Annotated in this window: 4 protein-coding genes; 3 read left to right on the forward strand and 1 reads right to left on the reverse strand. The window is 68.8% G+C overall.

Features of this window, described 5'->3' with window-relative positions:
- Positions 1–659, forward strand: a 659-nt coding sequence (locus G3N99_RS37105; RefSeq protein WP_206124845.1) for a LysR family substrate-binding domain-containing protein, incomplete at its 5' end; no start/stop codon positions are given.
- Positions 660–752: 93 nt separating this feature from the next.
- Positions 753–1,418, forward strand: a complete 666-nt coding sequence (locus tag G3N99_RS37110; RefSeq protein ID WP_206124846.1) for a cation diffusion facilitator family transporter — start codon at positions 753–755, stop codon at positions 1,416–1,418.
- A gap of 195 nt (positions 1,419–1,613) precedes the next feature.
- Here the strand turns inward: G3N99_RS37110 and G3N99_RS37115 are convergent, their stop codons facing one another.
- The gene (locus G3N99_RS37115) at positions 1,614–2,804 is read right to left on the reverse strand and encodes a LuxR family transcriptional regulator (protein ID WP_041493308.1); all 1,191 of its coding nucleotides are present in this window, start codon (positions 2,802–2,804) and stop codon (positions 1,614–1,616) included.
- Between the two features lie 281 nt (positions 2,805–3,085).
- Between G3N99_RS37115 and G3N99_RS37120 the strand changes: the two genes are divergently transcribed.
- The coding region (locus G3N99_RS37120) for an alpha/beta hydrolase (RefSeq protein ID WP_206124847.1) at positions 3,086–3,430 on the forward strand (345 nt) is incomplete at its 3' end.

Here is a 3,430-nt window from a genome sequence, read left to right on the forward strand (position 1 = left end):
ACCGGGCCGGCGAGATCGGCGCGCAGCGCGCCGGGCGCCTGACGATCGGGTTCGTCAGCGCCGCGCTGTTCGACACGCTGCCGCGCGCGATCCGCGCGCTGCGCGAAAGCACGCCCGACGTCGAACTCGTGATGCGCGAGATGAGCAATGCCGAGCAGGCGATCGCGCTCGAGCGCGGCGAGATCGACATCGGGCTGCTGCATACGCCGGTTCCCGTCAACGGCCGGATGCGCGAGAAGCTGATCCGGCGCGATCCGCTCGTCGCCGTGCTGCCGAAGGATTTCCGGCGCCAGCCCGACGGCACGGTCACGCTGCAGGATCTCGCCGGCGCCGGCCTCGTGTGGTTTCCGCACGACCAGTTGCCGCTGATCCGCGCCGGCATCCTCAGCGCATTCCGGCAGGCCGGGCACCCGGTCGACATCGTGCTCGACGTGAACCGCACGCTCACCGTGGTCTCGTGCGTCGCCGCCGGATGCGGCGTGTCGCTGCTGCCGCAGTCGATCCACACGTTCGCGTTCGACGGCGTCGCCTACGGCACTGTCCGCGATGGCGCCGCGCTGCCGCTGTTCGAACTCAGCGCGATCTGGCCCGCGCGATCGCGGCCGACGCTCGCGGATCGCTTCGCCGCGCTGCTGCCGTCGGCGGACGTGCCGCGCTGACTGGCCGGGCCGCGTCCGGCGCCTGTCATGGATCTGCCACCGTCGACCGGTAGCGTTCGGGTCTGACCCACGCTATCGACAGACGAATCCGCCATGCAGCGCACGTCGCGCGCCACGCCCCACGTTTATGCGGCCACGTCCCGCGCCCTCGCCGTCAGCCTCGCGATCAACCTGCTGCTGCTCACCGTCGAGACGGTCGCGGCGTGGTCCGCGCATTCGTCGGGGCTGCTCGCGGACGTCGCACACGCGGCGATCGATCTCGCAGCCGATGCACTGATCCTCATTGCGTGCCGGCTCGACGCGCGCCTGCCGCCGGAGCGGCGCCCCACCTACGAACCGCTCGCGCTCGCGGGCCTCGGCGCGTTGCTCGTTGCGACCGGCGCACAGATGATCTGGCAGGCGACCAACCGGTTCGCGACGCCGCCCGTCGTGCAGCCGGGCGTAACGGCGCTTGCACTCGTCGCCGTCACGCTCGCCGGCAAGGCCGTGCTCTCGCACTGGATGCTGCGCAAGGCGCGCGAGACGGGTTCCGCGCTGCTCGAGGCGAGCGGCTGGCATGTGCGGACCGATGCGCTGTCGTCGCTGCTGGCGGCGCTCGCGATGAGTGCGGCGCTGGTCGGCTTCCGCCGTCTCGACGATCTGGCCGCGCTTGCGATCGGCGCGCTTGTGATCCGTACGGGGGTGGGTTTCATCCGGCGCGGCTGTGCGCAGTGGCCGGCGCTGTCGGCATGGGCGGATCGGTCGACGCGCGGCTCGTGAGCGCAGCGGGCATCGCCATCACGGGCGTCAGGGTAGCCGCTATCTGCGGCGCTGAATGAAGAAGAGGCTCGCACGGTACGAGCCTCTTTTGCATGATGTCGCTGCCATCGTCGAGCGACACGCGACGCGTTGACCCATGTCGATGTATCGCCAGACGAATGCGGCCGGTTCCGATGGATCGGCCCTGGCGGTCGCTTACCCGAGCGGCACGACACTCCCGAGCAGAATCCGCACGAGCGTCGCCTGGCGCGTGACACCCGTCTTCGAGAAGATCGCGCGCAGATGCGTGCGCGCCGTGTTCTTGCTGATTCCCGATTCCTCCGCGGCCTCCTCCAGCGTCAGCCCGTTCGTCAGCAGCAGCGCGAGCGATGTCTCGGCGGGCGTCAGGTCGAACAGCTTGCGGATGATTTCCTGCGCACCCTGCGGCTTGCGGTCGGGATCGCGCAGGAACAGCGTGACGGCCGGCCGCCGCTTGTTGTCCTCCGACCAGTCGGACAGCAGCACCGTGCGCACCAGCAGCCCGAGGCGCGGCTTGTCGAAGCTGCGCGTGATCGGCATCGCCTCGACGGTCGCCGCGGCCGTGCCGTGGTGTCCCATCACCGCATGGCGGATCAGCCGCTTCAGCGTGCGGTTCTCCTGCGCATCGGTCGCCTCGATCGTGCCGCGCGCAATCGTCAGACCGTTGTTCTGCTTGAGGATCTCGTCGGCCACGCTGTTCAGGTCGATGATCGTGCCGTTCTCGTCGAGCGTGATCGTGCCGATCTGCATCCGGTTGATCGCGTTCGCATAGATCGAGCGTTCGACCTCGGCCGTGTCGAGCCGCGAATGCAGTTCCACCGCGCGCTTCAGGTGCGGCAGCAGCAGCGCGCAGATCGCCTTGTCGCGCGCGGAGAACTGCTTCGACGCATGGTTGCGGCACACGCGGAACCGGCACTCGACGCCCGACGACGTGCGCAGGTCCGCGCCGAGGATATAGCGCACGTCCTGCGGCTTCAGGAACTGCTTGTACAGCTCGCTCGACAGCCAGCCCGTGTCGCCGAACACGTCGTCGACCGTGACCACGCGATCGGCCGGCAGGCCGACGAACGGGTCGAGCGAATAGTAGTAGTTGTTGTACGACGCCTCGCCGTCGCCCGGCACCACCGGGCCGAATTCCGACGCGTGCACGGACAGCGGCGCACGGCGGTCGCTCGCGGCCGCGCGCAGGATCAGCGTCACGTAGTTGGCCTGCAGCCAGCGACGGACCAGTTCGAGCGCACCGGCCCACGGCGGCGTCTCCAGCGGCCCCTGGTAGATGCGCGCCATCAGCTCGCTGAAATCCGCGACGCCGATGTCGGCCTCGTCACTGGTTGCCTGGCTCTCTTGCGGAGCCCATCTCGTCTCCATCAGCACGCTCCATCCTCCATACGACATGTTTCTGACGCGACTCACCCGCGCCGCCATGATTAAGACGCGTCTAAATTCCGGCGTCATCGGGAGATTCACTGAATGGTGAGAATTGGCCATCCGTGCGAACGAACCATCGTCCGATCGGATGATGTGGCGCCCTGCCTGCTGCGCTGGAATGCCCGTCAGGCCGTGCCGGCAAGCGTCCGGCGCGGACTCAGGGAAAACCGCGACACGGGTTTACCTGATTCAAACCGCATACGATTCAGACAGGAGTCCCCATGCCGCTCGACCCACAGGCGCAGGCGCTGCTCGCCGCATTCGCCCAGGCACCCGCGATCGATTTCGCGCAACTCACCGTTCCCGCGTATCGCGCGAGTCTTGCCGCCGGCGGCGCGTTTGCCCCGGGCGACGCCGTCGTCGCCGAAGAGGACTGGCAGATTCCCGCGTCGGGCCGTCAGTTGTCCGCACGGCTCTATCGGCCCGCCGCCGACGGGCCGTTGCCGCTGACCGTGTTCTTCCACGGCGGCGGCTTCGTGTCGTGCGGGATCGATTCGCACGCGAACCTGTGCCGCAGCCTCGCGGCCCGTGCGCGCACGCTCGTGCTGTCGGTCGACTACCGGCTT

It is taken from the genome of Burkholderia sp. Ac-20392, assembly GCF_017104585.1.
Classification (GTDB): Bacteria; Pseudomonadota; Gammaproteobacteria; order Burkholderiales; family Burkholderiaceae; genus Burkholderia; species Burkholderia lata.